Genomic DNA, 20,329 nt, shown 5'->3' on the forward strand with positions numbered 1-20,329 from the left:
ATAATATGATATAATTTAATACAATTGTGTATTGCTAGTATTCAAAAGACATATTATAATGGGAATGTTGCATGCGATGTTTCAAATGAGATATCGCCATTTTTATGTAAGTAATGGTTATTGCTTTTGTGAAAGGGAAAAATATGAAATATGATGTAATGATAATCGGGGCAGGTCCCGGAGGTATTTTCTCGGCTTATGAACTCATAAATCAGGACAGCTCACTGAAAATTGCGGTTTTTGAGTACGGTAATCCGCTTGAGAAAAGACATTGTCCAATAGATGGAGACAAGATTAAGTCTTGCATCAATTGTAAGAGCTGCGGAATCATGAACGGTTTTGGTGGTGCAGGAGCATTTTCTGACGGAAAGTACAATATTACCAATGAGTTTGGTGGTACTTTGCATGAATATATCGGAAAGAAAAAAGCCATTGAACTTATGAACTATGTAGACGGAATCAATGTAAAGTACGGCGGCGGAAAGACCAAGCTTTATTCTACAGCAAATTCAGATATTAAGAGACTTTGTTTACAAAACAATTTGCATTTATTGGATGCAAGTGTTCGTCATTTGGGAACTGATATCAACTATGAAGTTCTTCAAAATATGTATACAGATTTAAAGGATAAGGTGGAGTTTTTCTTTAACACACCTATTGTCAAAATAGAAAAGCTGGATGCAGGATATAAGTTATATACAAAGCAGGGTGAAGAATTCACCGGTGATAAATGTATAGTATCCGTAGGTAGAAGCGGAAGTAAATGGATGGAGCAGACCTGTAAGGAGTTAAAAATACCTACAAAGTCAAATCGTGTGGATATCGGTGTAAGAGTTGAGCTTCCTGCCGAGATTTTCAGACATCTTACAGATGAGCTTTATGAGAGTAAGATTGTTTACAGAACGGAGAAGTACCAGGATTTGGTAAGAACTTTCTGTATGAATCCTAAAGGTGCCGTAGTTAATGAGAATACAAACGGTATTGTTACAGTAAACGGACACAGCTATGAGGATCCGGCGCTTCAAACAGAGAATACAAACTTTGCATTGCTTGTATCAAAGCATTTTACAGAGCCGTTCAAAGACAGTAACGGATATGGTGAGAGTATCGCCAGACTTTCAAACATGCTTGGTGGCGGTGTAATGGTTCAAAGATTCGGAGACCTTATCAGAGGTCAAAGAAGTAGTGCAGGTAGACTTAACAAGTCATTTATGACACCTACACTCAGTGCTACACCGGGAGATTTGTCTTTGGTTATTCCTAAGAGAATTTTGGACGATATCATTGAGATGATTTATGCTCTTGATAAGATTGCACCGGGAACTGCAGGTGATGAAACTTTACTTTATGGCGTAGAGGTTAAGTTCTATAACATGGAAGTAGAACTTGATAATAATCTTGAGACTCTTCACAAGGATCTTTATGTAATAGGTGACGGTAGTGGCGTAACTCACTCACTTTCACATGCTTCAGCAAGCGGTGTGTTTGTAGCAAGACATATATTGGGGAAATAAATATATATCATAGATATATTTAAATTTTCTATAACATTATCGATAAAACAAATAAATTATAATGATTAATATATAAAAACTATAAAAAATATCATGTTTTTTAGCATAGGTGCACAAAACCTATGCTTTTTTAGTATACAAAAATATTTTTTAGTGATAAAATTATAGAAAATGTTTCAGGAGGAAATTATGAATATTAAAAGTGAAATCAGTGTGGACAAGGTTAGACAGGATGCGGAGGACAATTACAGAAACGGATACTTCTGTTGCGAAGCGCTCATGGCGGCAGTTGTAGACAATTTTGAACTTGATGTTCCGAGAGAAGTTATCGCAATGTCATCAGGTATGGCTGTCGGAGCCGGTAAGAGCGGTTGTATGTGCGGTGCTCTAAACGGAGGTATCATGGCTCTCGGTATGATTTTCGGAAGAACCGAGCAGAACGGTCCGAAGGATCCTAAGGTAGTTAAGTGTATGGAGCTCACCCATGAATTACACGACTACTTTAAAGATGCAAACGGCAAGCACTCAAACTGCTGCAGAGTTCTTACAAGAGAATTTGATATGGGTGCCGGAGAGCACAAGGAGCAGTGTATCAGATTTACAGGAATTGCCGCAAAGAAGGTGGCTGAGATTATTGTTAGAGAAAAGGGATTGAAGAATATAGATTAATAAGGGGTAGTTATGAGTTTTTTAAAAAGGGTACCTTTACCTTTATGCGGAGTGGCATTGGGTCTTGCGGCACTTGGGAATCTTCTTGCGGCTTACAGTCCTTATTTGAAGATACTTTGCGGAGTTTTGGCATTTGTAGGGATATTGTTTGTAACATGTAAGTATCTAACAATGCCGAATGCTTTTGTAACGGATATGAAAAATCCGGTGACTGCAAGTGTATCGGGAACATATACCATGACTTTAATGCTTCTTGCAGGTTATATTAAGCCAATATTACCTGTATTTGCAATGATTCTTTGGTATGTGGCTATTGTTTTGCACTTTGTATTGATTGTATATTTTACTTTGAATTTTATTTTAAAGATTAAAATACCTGATGATTTGATGAAGGTAGTTGCAAGCTATTTTATCGTATATGTTGGAATAGTGGTTGCTTCCGTTACTGCACCGGCTTTTAATAATATAGCACTTGGAAAAATTTGCTTCCTGATAGGATTTATTCTTTATATTCCGCTTTTCTTCTATGTATCTTTCAGATATATAATGCTTGGAAATAAGAAGATTGAAGCAAAGGCGCTGGCATGTATCTATGCCGCACCTGCAAGTCTCTGTGTTGCCGGATATATCAGTTCTTTTGAGCAAAAGAATGCAGAGTTTTTGTCAATATTGTATGACTTTTCATTTGTGTCGTATTTGATTGCTGTACTTGTAATACTTGATGTTTTTAAAAATTATACAGCTGATAAGAAAAAACACAGATTTTATCCAAGCTATGCAGGATTTACATTTCCATTTGTTATCAGTGCAATAGCAGGAAAACAATTTTACATGGTAAGTAAAAGTATAGAACATATTAGATGGGGGATTTATCCGGGTATATTATTTGTGAATGTACAAATTATAATTGCAATTATCTTAATGTTGTTTACAGCAATAAAGTTTGCAATTCATGTTTTCTCAAAAGAATAAAGAGATTTTAAAAGATTGTTTGCATCGACAAGCAGTCTTTTTTATATTCAAAGATGCAAAAATATATTTTATATGCTATAATTTTTGCGAAAACTTACGGGGAGAGAAATTCCCGTAAAAGTTTATTTTATGTATTAGGCTTTGCTTAGATTTTGAAAGGTGTATATGGAAAAAAGAGATACAATCACAGAGATTTTTGGGGTTAATGTATTCAATGATGAGGCTATGCAAGTATACTTGCCGAAGGCGGTATTTAAAAAGTTAAAAAAGACTATAGAAGACGGTCTGGAACTGGATAACGATATTGCAGATTCAGTAGCTCATGGAATGAAGGAGTGGGCAATTGACAGAGGGGCTACTCACTATACCCACTGGTTTCAGCCTTTGACAGGTGTAACCGCCGAAAAACATGATTCTTTTATTTCCGCGCCGAAAAACGGCAAGGTCATAATGGAATTTTCCGCTAAGGAGCTTACAAAGGGAGAGTCGGACGCATCAAGTTTTCCTTCAGGCGGACTTAGAGCAACATTTGAGGCCAGAGGATATACCGCATGGGATTGTACATCTCCTGCGTTTATAAAAAAGGATTCTTTGGGTGTTACATTATATATTCCTACAGCATTTTGCTCTTACAGGGGTGAAGCACTTGATAAAAAGACACCTCTGCTTCGTTCAATGCAGGCTATAAACACTCAGGCCCTTAGAATACTCAGACTCTTCGGAAATACCACGACAAAGAGAGTAATACCTTCAGTAGGTGCGGAGCAGGAGTATTTCATTGTAGACAGGGAAAAGTATCTGCAAAGAAAGGATTTGATTTATACAGGAAGAACATTGTTTGGAGCAATGCCTCCAAAGGGACAGGAGCTTGAGGACCACTACTTCGGTTCTATCAGAGAGAGAATAGCTTCCTATATGAATGATATAAATCATGAACTTTGGATGCTTGGTGTTCCTGCAAAGACACAGCATAATGAGGTTGCACCGGCGCAGCATGAGCTGGCACCTGTTTATGAGCAGGTAAATGTGGCGGTGGATCACAATCAGGTGACTATGGAGACCATGAAAAAGGTGGCAGGCAGACATGGACTTACATGTCTTTTGAATGAGAAGCCTTTTGCAGGTGTGAACGGTTCGGGAAAACATAATAACTGGTCCTTGACTTCAGATGACGGAATAAATATGTTAAATCCGGGAGATACACCGCATGAGAATATACAGTTCTTACTTGTACTTGCATGTATTTTAAAGGCGGTTGACAAGCATGCCGATTTGCTTAGAGAATCTGCGGCCTGTGTAGGTAATGATCACCGCCTTGGTGCACATGAGGCACCGCCTGCTATTATTTCCGTGTTCCTTGGAGATCAGCTTCAGGATGTTATAGATCAGCTTTGCTCCACAGGAGAGGCTACACATTCCATTCAGGGTGCTACATTAAAGACAGGTGTGGCAACACTCCCCGACTTTGAAACAGATGCTACAGACAGAAACAGAACATCACCTTTCGCCTTTACAAATAATAAATTCGAATTCAGAATGGTAGGTTCTTCAGACTCCATCGCATCACCGAATATTGTTTTAAATACAATAGTGGCTGAAAGTTTTAAAGAGGCTGCAAATGAGCTTGAAAGTGCAAGTGATTTTGATGAAGCCGTTCATGATATAATCAAGAGACTCTTCACCGCTCACAGAAGAATTATATTTAACGGAAACGGGTATTCAGAGGAATGGGTAAAAGAAGCAAAGAGAAGAGGACTTTCAAATCTTCCAAGTATGATAGATGCCATTCCGGCTCTCGTATCTGAGGATTCTATAAAGCTTTTTGAAGAATTTGAGGTATTTACCAGAACCGAGCTTGAATCCAGAGTTGAAATAGAATATGAAGCATATTCAAAAGCAATAAATATCGAGGCAAAGACTATGATAGATATTGCGGGCAAGTCTATTATACCGGCGGTTATAAGATATACCACAAGACTTGCGGATTCTATAATTAAGTTAAAATCTGCGGTTTCAGGTATAGAGCCTTATGCACAAAATGCTATTTTAATAGAAGTGAATGAGCATTTGAAAGAGTCAAAAGTTGCACTTGAAAATCTTAAAAATTATATGGATGATGCCGCAGAAATCACGGATGTAACTGCGCATGCTAAATATATGCATGAGGTGGTGGTTCCTGCAATGGAAGTGCTCAGAAAGCCTATTGATACTTTGGAAATGATAGTGGATAAGGATCTTTGGCCGATGCCAAGCTATGGCGATCTTTTGTTTGAGGTGTAATAATGATAAAGGCTGTTATTTTTGATCTGGACGGTACATTGCTTAATACATTGACTGCACTGTCTTTTTGTATGAGTAAAACAATGAAACATTTCGGGTTAAAAGAAATTGATATAGAGCATACAAGATATTTTGTCGGAGAAGGTGCAAAGAAGTTCGTGGACAGATCATTGATATATAACGGTGATACGGATTTGAAACTTGCAAATGAAGCTTACAAAGTATATGATGAGATATTTGCTGTGGATTGTCTAAAGGGTGTTAAGCCCTATGACGGTATTACAGAACTTCTTGAAGCTCTAAAGCGGATGGGAATAAAGTCTGTAGTTTTATCAAATAAATCACAACTCGGTGTAGAGAAGAATGTGAACGGAATATTCGGCAATAAATTATTTGATTTGATATACGGAGAGAGGGACGGTATTCCAAAGAAGCCCGATCCTACCTCTTTAAATATGATAATAGAGGAGCTTGGACTCTCAAAAACAGATATACTCTATGTCGGAGATACCGCTACGGATATGCAGACAGCTCTCAGAGCCGGGGTTACAAGCATAGGAGTACTCTGGGGATTTAGAGATGAGGATGAGCTTAGAGAAAATAAGGCTGATTATATTATAAATAAACCAAGTGAAATACTTGAAATAATAAAAGAAAGATAAAAGCAATTCCGGGTCATATGGCCCGGAATATTTTTATTTAAGAATATTTAAAAATTTGCCGAGAGAAGGATTGATATTCTTTTCATCATATAAAAATACAATCTCTCTTTTCGGTATTGTAAGACCTTCAGGCATCTCTATTTCTACCAATGTTCCTTCTTCAAGTTCTTTTTGTATAAACTCCTTTATAACACAGGCGATACCTATTCCGGTTTTTGCAAACTCTATAAGAAGTTCCATATTGCTTGTTTCAATGGATTGATTAAGCTGAAGTTTGGAATCTTCTATGCAATTGTCAATATATTTTCTTGTGGCATTGTTTTTATCCAATAACATTATATTTCCATCTCTGAAGGGATTGAAGTTGTTGTTAAATATATGTTTCAGACTGTTAAGATATCCGGGAGTTGCTACAAAGACATCATGTATCTCCATTATATTTATATATGACATATTGTTGACTTTAGCAGGCTTTGCAACAAGACCGATATCAATTTTATTTTCAGAGAGAAGAAAACTTGTTTCATCGGAAGACTGAGTAAAAATACTTACCATGGTATGTGGATTTTCCTTCATGAATTTGTTCAGATACGGAAGTAAAATATATTTACAAAGTGTATTACTTGTTCCGACTGTTATTTTACCTATATTGAATTGTTTTATCTTTGTGAGATGATTTTCGCCTGCTTCTATAGCCGAAAATGCATTCTGCAAATATTCATAAAAAATCTGTCCTTCCGGTGTAAGGCTGACACCCTTTGATGTTCTTACAAAGAGTGCGATTTCAAGACCTTCTTCCAACCTTAGGATTGATTTTGATATGGCAGGTTGGCTGATATACAATAGCTTTGCGGCTTTTGATATACTGCCGGCCTTGGCCACCTCAAAAAATATTCTATATTGTGATAAATGCTGTTCCATATTCCTCCGCCTGGTTACATTATATATATTAAAATTATAGTTAATCTGTAACCAATATAACTATATGTAATACTTGATATATTAAATTTATATCGCTATTATATCATTTGATATGTTACAATCAACAGTAATTAAATGAAAAGAGGAAAAAAATATGGGAATGACAATGACACAGAAGATTTTGGCTGCCCATGCAGGACTGGACTTCGTAGAAGCCGGCCAGCTTATAGAGGCTGACTTGGATCTTGTGCTTGGAAATGATATCACATCACCTGTTGCAATCAATGAGATAAAGAAATTTGAAAATAAAAAAGTATTTAACGGTGAGAAGATAGCGCTGGTAATGGATCATTTTGCTCCGAATAAGGATATTAAATCCGCTCAGAACTGTAAGACATGTAGAGATTTTGCAGATGAGAATGAGATAGTTAATTTCTTTGATGTCGGAAGAATGGGAATTGAACATGCGCTTTTACCTGAGCAGGGACTTACCGTGGCAGGTGACTGTATAATAGGTGCTGATTCTCACACATGTACTTATGGTGCTCTTGGAGCATTCTCAACCGGTGTAGGTTCTACAGATATGGCCGCCGGAATGGTTACAGGTAAAGCATGGTTTAAGGTTCCGAGTGCAATAAAGTTTAATTTAAAGGGTAAGCTCTCAAAAGATGTTTGCGGTAAGGATGTAATTCTTCATATTATCGGAAAGATAGGCGTAGACGGTGCGCTTTATAAATCAATGGAATTTGCAGGTGAAGGTGTTGCATCCTTATCTATGGATGACAGATTTACAATCTGTAATATGGCAATCGAAGCCGGTGGAAAAAACGGTATCTTCCCGGTAGATGATATAACTTTGGATTATATCAAGGAACATTCAAACAGAAGTCCTAAGATTTTTGAAGCTGATGAGGATGCGATATATGATGAGGTTATCGATATTGATCTGTCAGCATTAAGACCTACAGTTGCATTCCCGCATTTACCTGAAAATACAAAGGTAATCGGTGAATTCGGTGATATAAAGATTGACCAGGCGGTAATCGGTTCATGTACAAACGGACATATTTCAGACCTTAGAAGTGCGGCTGCACAGATGAAGGGCAAGAAAGTTGCAAAGAATGTAAGATGTATTGTAATTCCTGCAACACAGGAGATTTACAAGCAGGCTATAAAAGAAGGACTGGTAGATATTTTCATAGATGCCGGTGCAATAGTTTCAACTCCTACATGCGGTCCTTGTCTTGGAGGTTATATGGGAGTTTTGGCGGCAGGTGAGAGATGTATATCCACTACCAACAGAAACTTTATCGGAAGAATGGGACATGTTGAATCAGAGGTGTATCTTGCTTCTCCTGCAGTGGCTGCAGCCAGTGCGATAGCAGGAAAAATAGTGGCACCTACAGTATAAAGATTGGGAGGTTAATATGGAAGCAAGAGGACATGTATTTAAATACGGTGAAAATGTAGACACCGACGTTATAATTCCTGCAAGATATCTTAATGCCACAACAGGTGAAGAGCTTGCAAAGCATTGTATGGAAGATATTGATAAGGAATTTGTGAATAAGGTTCAAAAGGGAGATATAATTGTTGCAAGAAAGAATTTCGGCTGCGGCTCATCAAGAGAGCATGCACCGCTCGCTATCAAGGCAAGCGGAGTAAGTGTGGTAATTGCAGATACATTTGCAAGAATTTTCTATAGAAATTCTATAAATATAGGTTTACCTATTATTGAAAGCCCTGAGGCTGCTGCAGAAATAAAAGCAGGTGATGAGGTCAAGGTGGATTTTAATACCGGACTTATCACTGATATTACAACAGGAAAGACCTATAAAGGTCAGGCTTTCCCTGAGTTTATGCAAAATATCATAAATGCGGGCGGACTTGTAAATTACGTAAATAATAAGAATAAATAATTAAAGGGGCTGAATTTTCAGCCCCTTAGTTTTACTTATTCTTATTTATTTCAGCCATCTTCATAGCCCTTACCTTAAGTGGAAGGCCGAATAATGTAATGAATCCGTCAGCATCATGGTGGTCATATAAATCACCTGTAGTAAATGATGCAAGTGACTCCGAATAGAGTGAGTATGGTGATGTTGTACCGGCCTTTATAATATTTCCCTTATAGAGCTTCAGTTTAACTTCACCTGTTACATACTGCTGTGTAGATTCTACAAAGCTTTGAATAGCTTCACGAAGAGGTGTAAACCATTTTCCTTCATAAACTATCTGTGCAAATTTATTGCCCATATCTTTCTTCACTTCAAATGTCGCCCTGTCAAGTACAAGCTCCTCAAGTGCATCATGAGCTTCCATAAGTATAGTTCCGCCGGGAGTCTCATAAACACCCCTTGATTTCATACCTACAACACGGTTTTCAACTATATCTATGATACCGATACCGTTGGCACCTCCAAGCTCATTTAATTTGGTGATAATCTCTGAGACTTTCATTTTCTCGCCGCCCAGTGCTACAGGAACGCCTGCTTCAAAGCTTAGAGAAATCTCGGTTTCTTTATCAGGAGCTTTTTGCGGTGTTACACCAAGCATAAGTACATGTTCATAGTTCGGCTCAAGCGAAGGATCTTCAAGCTCAAGACCCTCATGGCTGATATGCCAAAGGTTACGGTCACGGCTGTAACTTGAATCGGCTGAGAAAGGAAGGTCAATACCATGCGCCTTACAATAAGCTATCTCATCCTCACGAGACTGCATTTGCCATATATCGGTCATACGCCAAGGTGCAATAATCTTAAGATCCGGTGCAAGAGCTTTGATGCCGAGCTCAAATCGTATCTGATCGTTTCCTTTTCCTGTAGCACCGTGACAGATTGCAGATGCACCTTCTTTTCTTGCCACATCCACAAGAGCCTTTGCAATACCGGGCCTTGCCATTGATGTACCGAGAAGATACTTGTTCTCATATACTGCACCTGCCTGTACACATGGAACTATATAATCATCACAGAATTCATCAATCATATCGATAATGTAGAGTTTTTCCGCACCTGATAATTTGGCACGTTCTTCAAGACCGTCAAGCTCATTTCCCTGACCGCAGTCTATGCAGCAGCAGATTACATCATAATTAAAATGTTCCTTTAACCAAGGTATAATAGCAGTGGTATCAAGACCACCTGAATATGCCAATACAACTTTTTCCTTTGCCATAAAGCCTCCTATGTATAAAAATACTGTTAAAATATAGAAAAATAGCTTATAAACATGTATAGCTATAAAATACATTTATAAATATACATTAAAAAAGAATATTATGCAAGAGAATTTTTCTTTTTATACAAATAAAAATATAAATATCAAGAAAAATAAAAAACTGCTTGACAAACAAAAATAAATAGATTATTATAAACCCATAAAACAAGTAGGAAAACAGGAATACAGAAAACGGAGGTTTGTATGTCTAGAGTTTATAAGAGCAGTAGTGAGTTAATCGGTAATACACCATTGGTAGAAGTGTCAAATATTGAAAAGGAGCTTGGCCTTAAAGCAAAAGTTTTGGTAAAGCTTGAGTATTTCAATCCGGCAGGTTCTGTAAAGGACAGAATAGCACTTGCAATGATTGAGGCGGCAGAAAAGGAAGGCAAATTAAAGCCGGGTTCTACCATTATAGAGGCAACATCAGGTAATACAGGAATCGGACTTGCATCAGTAGGTACAGCAAAGGGATATAAGGTTATTCTTACAATGCCTGAGACAATGAGCGTTGAGAGAAGAAATATCCTTAAGGCATATGGAGCTACCATAGAGCTTACAGAAGGATCAAAGGGAATGAAGGGTTCTATTGCCAAGGCTGAGGAGCTTGCTGCAAGCATTGAAGGAAGCTTTATACCTGCACAGTTTGAAAACAAGGCAAATCCTGCAGTTCACAAGTCTACAACAGGTCCTGAGATTTGGAATGATACTGAAGGTGAGGTTGATATCTTTATTTCAGGTATCGGAACCGGCGGTACTATATCAGGTGTAGGTGAGTTCTTAAAGGAGAAGAAGCCAAATGTTAAGGTGATCGCAGTAGAGCCTACAGGTTCTCCTATACTTTCTGAAGGAAAGAGCGGTCCTCATAAGATCCAGGGTATCGGAGCAGGATTTATTCCTAATACACTTAACACAAAGATATATGATGAGATTATCACAGTAGAAAACGAGGAAGCATTTGAGTATGGCAGACTTATAGCATCAAAAGAGGGTATCCTTGTAGGTATATCTTCAGGTGCGGCACTCTTTGCTGCAATTGAGGAGGCTAAAAAACCTGAGAATGAGGGAAAGACTATAGTTGCTCTTTTACCTGACAGCGGTGACAGATACTTCTCAACACCTTTATTCACAGAATAAAAAATATTTCATCCCCTTATTATCATATGAGATAATAGGGGGATTTTTAAATATTAAAGCTTGTGCGGGATTGCGATAGAGATATATCAATGATATAATAATAGCTTAGTGAATAAACCGATACAGATGGGGGAAACTTATGTCAGAAGAAATTAAAAATACCAATACTGAGACAGTTTCAAAGAATTTTATTGAGATAGAGATAGAAAAGGACCTTGAGTCCGGAAGATTTGACCATGTGCAGACCAGATTCCCACCGGAGCCAAACGGTTACCTGCATATAGGTCATGCAAAGTCAATTATTTTAAATAATGATATTGCAAAAGAGTATGGCGGAAAATTCAACTTGAGATTTGACGATACAAATCCTACAAAGGAAAAAGAGGAGTTCGTACACTCAATACTCGAAGATGTTAAGTGGCTTGGAGGAGAATTTGAGGACAGACTGTTCTTTGCTTCAAACTATTTTGAGGAGATGTATGAGAAGGCGATTCTTCTTATAAAGAAGGGTAAGGCATTTGTTTGTGATTTAAGTGCCGATGAAATCAGAGAGTACAGAGGAGATTTTAAAACTCCGGGAAAGGAAAGTCCATACAGAAACAGAACGGTTGAAGAGAACTTAAAGCTGTTTGAAGAGATGAAGAACGGACTTTGTGAGGACGGAAGCCGTGTGCTTCGTGCAAAGATTGATATGGCATCACCAAATATCAATATGAGAGACCCGGTAATCTACAGAGTTGCAAGAATGACTCATCACAATACAGGTGATAAATGGTGTATCTATCCTATGTATGATTTTGCACATCCGATAGAAGATGCTATAGAAAATATTACACACAGCCTTTGTACCTTGGAGTTTGAGGATCACAGACCGCTTTATGACTGGGTGGTAAAAGAGTGTGAGTACGACCATCCGCCAAGACAGATTGAGTTTGCAAAGCTTTATCTTACAAATGTGGTAACAGGTAAGAGATATATCAAGAAACTTGTAGAGGACGGTATAGTTGACGGATGGGATGATCCGAGACTTGTTTCAATAGCCGCACTTAGAAGAAGAGGTTATACTCCTGATGCAATCAGAAACTTTGTAAAACTTGCCGGAGTGTCAAAGGCAGATTCTTCTATAGAGTCGGCAATGCTTGAGTATTGTATCAGAGAGGATCTAAAGCTTAAGAAGTCAAGAATAATGGCAATACTTGATCCTATAAAGCTTATAATAGATAATTATCCTGGAGGTCAGTCTGAATTATGTACAATGCCTAACAATCTTGAAAATCCTGAGCTGGGAGAAAGAGAAATAGAGTTTGGTAGAGAACTCTATATTGAGAGAGAGGATTTCATGGAAGTACCTCCAAAGAAGTATTTCAGACTCTTCCCGGGAAATGAAGTAAGACTTATGGGAGCTTACTTTGTAACCTGTACATCTGTGGAAAAGGATGAAAACGGTGAAATAATTTCGGTTCATGCCACATATGATCCTGCGACAAAGTCGGGTTCAGGTTTTAGTGAGAGAAAGGTAAAGGGAACAATCCACTGGGTAAATGCAAAAACTGCACTTAAGGCTGAAATGAGACTTTATGAGAATATAGTTGATGAGGAAAAGGGAAAGCTTGACGAGAACGGAAACTTGAATCTCAATCCAAACTCATTGACAATACTTAAAGATTGCTATGTTGAGCCATGTCTTAAAGATGCAAAGGCATATGACAGCTTCCAGTTTGTAAGAAACGGATTCTTCTGTGTAGATGCCAAGGATTCAAAGCCTGATGCATTGGTATTTAACAGAATAGTATCACTTAAGAGCTCATTTAAGCTTCCTAAGAATGACTGATGGAACTCCTTATAGATTTAAATAGTGATTGCCCTATATATGAGCAAATCTATGAATTTATAAAGAATGAGATAAAAAGCGGGCACATTTTGCCTGATACCAAGCTTCCATCTACAAGAAGTCTGGCACAGAGTTTAAAGATATCAAGAACTACTGTGGTTAATGCCTATGAACAGCTTCTGGCCGAAGGATATTTAAAATCAAGAGGCGGTAGCGGATATATTGTAAATCGTCTGGATGTTTTAAACATTGAAAGAAAGAAATATAAAAGGGAAGCCAAAAGGAAAGGTTTTAGGATTGAAGATGATATAAAGATTGATTTTTCACCTACAAGAATCGACTCAAAAAGTTTTCCTTACGCATCCTGGAGAAGTATTGCAAGAAAGGTGTTTTCAAGTGAAAAGGAAGATGTTTTTATTGCAGGAGATAAGCAGGGAGAGTTCGGACTTAGAACTCAGATAGCCGATTATCTTCATACTGCAAGAAGAGTGGTGTGTTCTCCTTCAAATATAATAGTCGGAGCAGGTAGCGAGTATTTGATATTGCTTCTAGGATTATTGATAGGGAAAAGAAATATCGCACTTGAAAATCCCGGATATATTAAAGCTAAAGAAATCTTTAAATCAATGTCATGGAATGTAGTCAGTGTGGATATGGATGATGAAGGTATGAGCATAGATATACTTGAATCAACTGATGCCGATATATGCTATCTGATGCCTGCAAATCAATATCCTACCGGTGTTATAATGCCTATAAACAGAAGAAGAGAGCTGATTTCATGGTGCTATGAAAAGAGTGACAGATATATAATAGAAGATGATTATGATTCGGAGTTCAGATTTGTAGGTAAACCCATACCTGCTATGCAGGGACTTGATCCTTCAAAAATCATATATATGGGAACATTTTCAAAGGCAATAGCACCGGCGATAAGAGTGGCATATATGGTTCTTCCTGAAAAGTTGATGGAAGAGTATGAGAGCAAACTTAAATTTCTCTCCTGTACGGTTCCAAGATCCGATCAAAATATCCTTGAAACATTCATAAAGGAAGGATATTTTGAAAGACATCTGAACAGAATGAGAACCAACTACAGGCTAAAGAGAGATGCTCTTATTGAAAGTATAAGAAATAATCTGCCACAGGCAAAAGTTTTTGAAAATAACTCGGGACTACATATCTTACTTACACTGGAACATATGAGTGAGGAAGAGATAATAAACTGCGGAAGGCTTGCAGGAATCAGACTTTATCCTATATCTGTTTTTTATACAGGTAGAAATATAAGAAAATCCACCGTTTTGGTAGGCTTTGCCGGCTTGACTATAGATGAAATAAAAAAAGGTATAGAAGATTTCGGCAAAAAGATTTATACTGAATAAAAATATTGTAAAGGAGTAAGATTATGACAATAAATAAGAATATGACAATCGGTGAACTGTTGATTACAAATGATTTAATAGCACCTATACTTATGAGAACAGGTATGCATTGCCTTGGATGTCCTTCATCACAGATGGAGACATTGGAAGAGGCTTGCATGGTACATGGAATTGACTGTGATACATTGGTATCACAGATAAATGAAATATTATCAGTTTCATAAAATAAATAGAGCTGTATCTTTAAAGATTAAAATTTTAAAGATACAGCTTTTTTATATCAACTATATAAGTTTTGCAAAGAATGAAGCAAATATAACTGTAATAATACCTGCAACAGCTATGGATAATGAACTCATAGCACCTTCGGTTTCGCCCATCTCAAGAGCTTTTGAAGTACCTATGGCATGTGCGGATGAACCGAGACCTATACCCTTTGCAATAGGATTTTTTATATTGAAAACTTTATAAACGATATCAGCAGATACATTGCCGAAAACACCTGTTACAATGATAACGGCAGTGGTAATAGTGGAGATACCTCCAAGTTCCTCCGAAACTCCGATACCTATTGCTGTAGTTATTGACTTCGGGAGCATGGATACATAATTTTCATGACTCAGACCGAAGAGTAATGACATTACAAATATTGATATCAAAGAGGTTAAAACACCTGCAATAAGTCCCGACATAATGGCTTTAAAGTTTGACTTTAACAGAGCAAGCTTTGAGTATAGCGGTATGGCAAGAGCCACAGTCGCAGGAGTCAATAAAAAGCTGATATATTTTGAACCTTTATAAAAATCTTCAAACTTGATATTAAACATAACAAGTACAAAGATTACTATAATGATGGAAATAAGCAGCGGATTAAAGGCGGCTATTTTTGTCTTTTGTCTTAAGAAGACTCCGGCCTGATATGACAGTAAACATAGAAGAACTCCGAAAAATATAGAATTACTTAAAAAATTACTCATCTATTTGCCTTTCTTTTGCTCTTTATTGTCAAGTTTTATAACAAATTCGGTTACCTTACCTGATACAACCATAACCAAAACAGTGGAAATTACAGTCATAATAAGAAGCGGTATAAGTACAGGTTTGAGAGTCGGCCAGATATCAATCAGACCTGCCGAGGCAGGGATAAACATAAGAGGCATTATATCTATTAAAAACATAGAAGCACCTTCAACCTGTTCAATCTTAACTACTTTCAAAACAAGTAATGCAAGCATAATGACAAGCCCATATATGCTTGCAGGTATGGGAAGCGGTAAAACGGCTTTTAGCACTTCCCCTAAAAAACTTACAAATAATATGATTAGAAATTGTCTGATAAAACGCATAAACTCCCTACAATTCTATTAGATTGAAATCCTGCATAGTGGCTGTCATTAACTGAGCTTCTCTCATATGACAACTGAATACAATGATTTGTTCCGGCACATTATTGGCAATCCAAAGTAAAGCGGCTCTAAGACGTATCGAATCGTAGTTTACAAAGCTGTCGTCAAATATAAACGGTAATTCTTTAGAGCGTCCCTGCATAAGTCTGCCGGCTGCTATTCTAAGTGCCAGATACACCTGATCCATAGTACCTGAGCTGGCCTGTTCTATAGGAACAAGTCTGTTCGGAGTATTAAGGAATACATTAAAATTCTCGTCAATGGATATAGAATCATACACACCGCCCGTGATACCTTCAATAAGCTCGGAAGCATCCTTATTCAGATACAATCCGAAAGAGTTCTTGATAGTCTGTGAAAGATTTTTCAAGGTCTCGGTGGCAAGATCTATAGCATCCATTTCAAAGCGGATCTTATCATTTTCCGCAATGATATTTTTTAATGAAGTATTTTCTTCCTTCAATTGTGCAAGCTTTTCCATTAGTTTTTCGAGTTCCCACTCGTTTTGTTTTTTGGCATCAATACCGCTGGCATATGCCGCCTTTTTAGCACGCAGATTTTCTATATCTACGCTCAGGGCTTCACTTTTTGCGATATCTGCTTCCATTTCGTCAAAGATTCTCAGCTTTGAACTGAGCGTCTTGTTGGCACGGTGGATATTTTCTTCTGTTATAGAATCAAACGAGCCTACTCTTGCCATTATCGCGATAAGATTTACTTTAAGCTCGGTTAAATGTCTGTTGTCCTTATTATGAATCGTATAGATATAACTTGCAAAAATCAAAGATGCAAGACAAATAATTATAAAAAGGACCATTGCAAACTGATAACTTATACCTGTAGAGGTTGTAAGAAAATTGTCTTTTCCGGTTTTAAAGATATAACCTGCAAGGATTACACTGACTATCGATAAAACAAGAAATATGGTTGAATAAACCTTATTAATTGATTTCTTCTCATTTTCATAAGCGGAAAGATAATCGTTATAGCCTTTATTAAGATCGTTTTGCAATTCTGTAATAGTCTTTTTATCATTAAAACCGAGATCTGAAAGGTGCTGACGCTTGGATGCAATACTTTCAATTAAAGTCTCTTTTTGAGAATTTAAATCAATAATTCTTTTTTCCGTAATGGCATCGGCCTCTTTTAAAGTTTTCAAATGTGTTGAAAACTCGGGAGAGGAGATTTTCTTTTCAAGAGCTCTTATTTCGGTCAAATTCTGATTGTAGGTCTTTGCCGCATCGGGATTCAAAGCGGCGGTAAACGCTTTCTTTTTTTCTTTCAAGAAATCCGAGGCTTTGTTGATATTTAAAGACATATTACCGGTGGTATTCATATTGGCAATATAGTTTTTAAGCTCCACCACCATTTTGGCGTCAGTTGCGGATTTGAGCTGTGATATACTCACCGTATTTGAATATGCCGTTTGTGAAAGTCCGCAAAGTGCTTCCTTTAAAAATTCACCGGGATTTTCAACATTCTTTCCGTCGGTTTCATTTACTACGGCAAAAGGGGTTGTTGCGGTCTTTGTAAAATCTCTCTCTATGCGATAGTTTTTGTCCTGATAAGAAAAACGCAGGCTTCCGCCATATATATCGCCATTGCCCCATGGTTTGAACTTGGTCCAGGTATCACTTTTACTTGCTCTACCTTTTGCTCTTTCAAGGCCGTAAAACATTGCTTCGATAAACATAAATATTGTGGATTTTCCGGCTTCATTGTAGCCGTATACAATATTCATATTATCGGCAAATTGCAAATCTTTATTTTTGAATTTGCCAAAGCCGTCAATATGCAAGCTTAGCAGTTTCATGTTTTCCCCCTTTCATCAGTAGTTCTAAGTAATGCATTAATGCCGTAATAAAGGGCCTTTTTATCAAGTTTGCTCATATTAGGCCTGTCAAGTTCTCGAATAAAAAAACCTATCATATCTGAAGGATGTTCTGCAAAGAGTTTTGCAAAATCATATTTAGGTTCGGAATCATCTATAATCTCAGCTATTCTAAGTGTTGATGAGAGTGAATCCAAATCAAATTCGATATCGGGATCTCTTAGACCCTTTATTTTAAATCTGTATATATTTTGTTTGCCCTTAATATTAATAGTTTCCGTCAAAGAGGTATGTAACTCCGCATTTGTAGTTTCAGGAGTTACATTTATTGTAAGTGAGATATATGAAGTATTTGAAATTTTTATAAACTCAAAATCCTTCATGACACGTGTGTTATTATCTATCTCACCATAGAAAATTCCGTGGTCTCCGGTTTCAGTCATATCCAGAGGTTCAGGAGAGCCACAGTAAGCCATATGTCTGTCAAAAAGTACTTCAGGCTTATGTATATGTCCGAGAGCTATATAAGATGAAGAAATCTTGTTTAATTCATTTTTATCAAAAGGCAAATGCATTGCATCACCGCCATGTAAAAGAAGAATTTTCACTCTGTCATTTTCACGAATGGAAAGTCCGGAAACAATATTTTCCTTAACCTCCCTGTCATGATATGAAAAGCCGTAGATTTCCGTGTTTATATCTTGGAAATACACACTGCTGATAGTCGGGGTGGACAAATAAACCACATTTTTTGCCCATGGAAAGCTGAGTATATTATTGTTTTCTCTTAAACAGTCATGATTGCCGGCAATAATAACCACTTTTGTATCCGGTATTGTGGAAAAAAGAAAGTTAACTTCTTTTAAATCACGACTGAAGGGCTGGGAGTGGAAGAGATCGCCTGCAATAAGAAGTAAATCGACTTCTTTTTTCTTTGCAACATCAATAATCTTTTGAAGCGAAGATTTTACCGCATCGGCTCTCTCTTTACCCCATGGTCTATTTGAATCAGGCTTCATACCATAATGAATATCACCTGTATGTATAAATTTCATATGGCTAAAGTATACCTCCCTATTATTATAATTCGCAATTTCCTACCGTTCTTGGGAATGGAAGTACATCTCTTATATTTGACATTCCTGTAAGGTACATAACGCATCTCTCAAATCCGAGACCGAAACCTGCATGTCTGGTTGAACCGTATTTTCTAAGATCAAGATAGAAGTCATAGTCCTTTGTATCCATACCAAGCTCTTCTATTCTGGCTAAAAGCTTGTTATAGTCATCCTCTCTTTGGCTTCCTCCCATTATTTCACCTATTCCCGGAACAAGGCAGTCCATAGCGGCAACAGTATTTTTATCTTCATTTTCCTTCATATAGAAAGCCTTGATTGCCTTTGGATAATCAGTAACAAATATAGGCTTCTTAAATACCTGCTCAGTGAGGTAACGCTCATGCTCTGTTTGAAGATCGCAACCCCATGAAACCTTGTATTCAAAGTTTTCATTGTTCTTTTCAAGTATTTCTATAGCTTCGGTATATGTAATTCTGCCGAAGTCCGACTCGGCCACATTCTTAAGTCTGTCCAAAAGTCCCTTATCTACAAACTGATTGAAGAATTCAAGCTCAGGAGCGGCATTTTCAAGTACATAATTTATTATATATTTGAGCATGCTTTCAGCAAGGTCCATATTGTCGTTTAAATCACCGAAGGCAAACTCAGGCTCAATCATCCAAAACTCTGCGGCATGTCTGGTGGTATTTGAATTTTCGGCTCTGAAAGTAGGTCCGAATGTATAAATATTTCTGAATGCCATGGCAAATGTCTCGCCGTTTAACTGTCCTGAAACTGTAAGATTTGTCTCCTTGCCGAAGAAATCCTTAGAATAATCTACGCTTCCGTCATCTTTGAGAGGCGGATTTTGCGGATCGATTGTCGTAACCCTAAACATCTCACCGGCACCCTCAGCATCACTTCCTGTAATGATTGGAGTATGTACATACACAAAATCTCTTTCCTGGAAGAATTTATGTATAGCATAGGCAATAAGAGATCTCACTCTGAATACCGCCTGGAATGTATTTGTTCTTGGACGTAAGTGAGAGATTGTTCTCAAATACTCCAAAGTATGTCTTTTCTTTTGCAGAGGATAATCGGAACTTGATTCACCTTCAATATCAATATGTGCAGCCTGAATTTCAAAAGGCTGCTTTGCGCCCGGTGTTGCTACAAGTGTGCCCTTTATAACAAGTGCGGCACCGACATTAATCTTTGTCAATTTATTAAAATCAGGCAGACTGTCATTGTATACAACTTGAATCTGCTCAAAATAACTTCCGTCACTTATAACTAGAAAGCCGAAAGACTTTGAATCTCTGTTGCTTCTTACCCATCCTCCTATTGTGATTTCAGTATCAATATACTTCGCCGTGTTTTTGTATATTTCTCTTACTGTTGTCAGCTTCATTAGATTTCCTCCTCAATACCGTTTAGGCAT

18 protein-coding genes are annotated in these 20,329 nt (G+C 37.4%); 11 read left to right on the plus strand and 7 right to left on the minus strand.

Annotation, left to right across the window (positions count from 1 at the left end; translation table 11 throughout):
• Positions 1 to 143: 143 nt before the first annotated feature.
• The 5 genes from HMPREF1140_RS12045 (at position 144) to HMPREF1140_RS12065 (ending at position 6,097) form a co-directional block, all read left to right on the plus strand.
• Complete coding sequence (locus HMPREF1140_RS12045; protein ID WP_009664184.1) at positions 144 to 1,514, plus strand: NAD(P)/FAD-dependent oxidoreductase; 1,371 nt, start codon at positions 144 to 146, stop codon at positions 1,512 to 1,514.
• Positions 1,515 to 1,703: 189 nt separating this feature from the next.
• Positions 1,704 to 2,183, plus strand: a complete 480-nt coding sequence (locus HMPREF1140_RS12050) for a C-GCAxxG-C-C family protein (RefSeq protein ID WP_009664209.1) — start codon at positions 1,704 to 1,706, stop codon at positions 2,181 to 2,183.
• 12 nt (positions 2,184 to 2,195) lie between these two features.
• Complete coding sequence (locus HMPREF1140_RS12055; protein WP_009664151.1) at positions 2,196 to 3,155, plus strand: TDT family transporter; 960 nt, start codon at positions 2,196 to 2,198, stop codon at positions 3,153 to 3,155.
• A gap of 165 nt (positions 3,156 to 3,320) precedes the next feature.
• Positions 3,321 to 5,435, plus strand: a complete 2,115-nt coding sequence (locus HMPREF1140_RS12060) for a glutamine synthetase III family protein (protein WP_007592750.1) — start codon at positions 3,321 to 3,323, stop codon at positions 5,433 to 5,435.
• 2 nt (positions 5,436 to 5,437) lie between these two features.
• Positions 5,438 to 6,097 carry an HAD family hydrolase gene (locus HMPREF1140_RS12065; protein WP_009664053.1) on the plus strand — a complete coding sequence of 220 codons (660 nt, stop codon included), beginning with the start codon at positions 5,438 to 5,440 and terminating at the stop codon, positions 6,095 to 6,097.
• A gap of 33 nt (positions 6,098 to 6,130) precedes the next feature.
• Here HMPREF1140_RS12065 and HMPREF1140_RS12070 read toward each other — a convergent pair whose 3' ends face one another.
• Entirely contained in the window at positions 6,131 to 7,018 is an 888-nt protein-coding gene (locus tag HMPREF1140_RS12070) for a LysR family transcriptional regulator (RefSeq protein ID WP_007592746.1), read from the minus strand.
• Positions 7,019 to 7,172: 154 nt separating this feature from the next.
• Here HMPREF1140_RS12070 and leuC point away from each other — a divergent pair, with 154 nt between their 5' ends.
• Positions 7,173 to 8,429, plus strand: a complete 1,257-nt coding sequence (leuC, locus tag HMPREF1140_RS12075; protein ID WP_009664077.1) for a 3-isopropylmalate dehydratase large subunit — start codon at positions 7,173 to 7,175, stop codon at positions 8,427 to 8,429.
• Positions 8,430 to 8,445: 16 nt separating this feature from the next.
• Positions 8,446 to 8,937, plus strand: coding sequence for a 3-isopropylmalate dehydratase small subunit (gene leuD / locus HMPREF1140_RS12080; RefSeq protein ID WP_009664189.1), 492 nt, complete (start codon positions 8,446 to 8,448; stop codon positions 8,935 to 8,937).
• A gap of 31 nt (positions 8,938 to 8,968) precedes the next feature.
• Here leuD and HMPREF1140_RS12085 read toward each other — a convergent pair whose 3' ends face one another.
• Complete coding sequence (locus HMPREF1140_RS12085) at positions 8,969 to 10,195, minus strand: argininosuccinate synthase (protein ID WP_009664100.1); 1,227 nt, start codon at positions 10,193 to 10,195, stop codon at positions 8,969 to 8,971.
• Between the two features lie 246 nt (positions 10,196 to 10,441).
• Between HMPREF1140_RS12085 and cysK the strand changes: the two genes are divergently transcribed.
• The 4 genes from cysK to HMPREF1140_RS12105 all read left to right on the plus strand — a co-directional run bounded on the left by cysK (position 10,442) and on the right by HMPREF1140_RS12105 (position 14,814).
• On the plus strand, positions 10,442 to 11,374 hold the full coding sequence (cysK, locus tag HMPREF1140_RS12090; protein ID WP_009664181.1) for a cysteine synthase A: 933 nt from the start codon (positions 10,442 to 10,444) through the stop codon (positions 11,372 to 11,374).
• Between the two features lie 139 nt (positions 11,375 to 11,513).
• Positions 11,514 to 13,205 (plus strand): glutamine--tRNA ligase/YqeY domain fusion protein, encoded by a 1,692-nt coding sequence (locus HMPREF1140_RS12095; RefSeq protein ID WP_009664071.1) that lies wholly within the window; start codon positions 11,514 to 11,516, stop codon positions 13,203 to 13,205.
• A complete protein-coding gene (gene pdxR, locus HMPREF1140_RS12100) occupies positions 13,205 to 14,590 on the plus strand; it encodes a MocR-like pyridoxine biosynthesis transcription factor PdxR (RefSeq protein ID WP_009664144.1) in 1,386 nt (461 codons plus the stop codon). Before HMPREF1140_RS12095 ends, pdxR begins: the two co-directional genes overlap by 1 nt.
• A gap of 23 nt (positions 14,591 to 14,613) precedes the next feature.
• Positions 14,614 to 14,814 carry a DUF1858 domain-containing protein gene (locus HMPREF1140_RS12105; protein ID WP_009664103.1) on the plus strand — a complete coding sequence of 67 codons (201 nt, stop codon included), beginning with the start codon at positions 14,614 to 14,616 and terminating at the stop codon, positions 14,812 to 14,814.
• A 60-nt stretch (positions 14,815 to 14,874) separates the two neighbouring features.
• Here HMPREF1140_RS12105 and HMPREF1140_RS12110 read toward each other — a convergent pair whose 3' ends face one another.
• Genes HMPREF1140_RS12110 through asnS form a run of 5 tightly spaced genes read right to left on the minus strand, consistent with a single transcriptional unit; the run spans position 14,875 to position 20,299 of the window.
• Positions 14,875 to 15,567 (minus strand): LrgB family protein, encoded by a 693-nt coding sequence (locus HMPREF1140_RS12110; protein WP_009664107.1) that lies wholly within the window; start codon positions 15,565 to 15,567, stop codon positions 14,875 to 14,877.
• Entirely contained in the window at positions 15,568 to 15,936 is a 369-nt protein-coding gene (locus HMPREF1140_RS12115) for a CidA/LrgA family protein (RefSeq protein ID WP_035620568.1), read from the minus strand.
• A gap of 7 nt (positions 15,937 to 15,943) precedes the next feature.
• Positions 15,944 to 17,809: an ATP-binding protein gene (locus HMPREF1140_RS12120; RefSeq protein WP_009664162.1), complete on the minus strand. Its 1,866-nt coding sequence runs from the start codon at positions 17,807 to 17,809 to the stop codon at positions 15,944 to 15,946.
• Positions 17,806 to 18,882, minus strand: coding sequence for a metallophosphoesterase family protein (locus HMPREF1140_RS12125; protein ID WP_009664165.1), 1,077 nt, complete (start codon positions 18,880 to 18,882; stop codon positions 17,806 to 17,808). Before HMPREF1140_RS12125 ends, HMPREF1140_RS12120 begins: the two co-directional genes overlap by 4 nt.
• Positions 18,883 to 18,907: 25 nt before the next feature.
• Positions 18,908 to 20,299, minus strand: coding sequence for an asparagine--tRNA ligase (asnS, locus tag HMPREF1140_RS12130; protein WP_009664074.1), 1,392 nt, complete (start codon positions 20,297 to 20,299; stop codon positions 18,908 to 18,910).
• Positions 20,300 to 20,329 lie beyond the last annotated feature (30 nt).

The sequence above is a fragment of the Lachnoanaerobaculum sp. ICM7 genome (assembly GCF_000287675.1).
Taxonomy (GTDB): Bacteria; Bacillota; Clostridia; order Lachnospirales; family Lachnospiraceae; genus Lachnoanaerobaculum.